General features: G+C 75.7%; 1 protein-coding gene. It reads left to right on the top strand.

Features of this window, described 5'->3' with window-relative positions; genetic code table 11:
* Window positions 1-243: hypothetical protein (locus CVH10_RS26355; protein WP_219925076.1), on the top strand; the 243-nt coding region annotated here is incomplete at both ends.

Raw genomic sequence — 243 nt, 5'->3', positions numbered from 1 at the left:
GGCCGCCGCCGTCGTGGACGACCTGAACCTGACCCGCGACCCTGCCTTCAACCCCGCCCTTCGGCCCACGCTGCTGGCCCGCCTGACCGGCCGCGTTCGGCCCGCGCCCGCCCCGGCCGTGGCGCGTCAAAGGGTGATCGAGGCCGTGGGCCGCCGCCTGACCGTGCGTCGCGTCGGCCTGACCTATTCCATGGCGGTCGGCTTCACCGCCGACGAGCCGGCCAAGGCCGCCCGCATCGCCAA

It is taken from the genome of Halomonas sp. ND22Bw (genome assembly GCF_003011945.1).
Classification (GTDB): Bacteria; Pseudomonadota; Gammaproteobacteria; order Pseudomonadales; family Halomonadaceae; genus Halomonas; species Halomonas halophila.
Note: the sequence above shows the minus strand (reverse complement) of the source record. Positions and strands in the feature narration are given on the sequence as shown.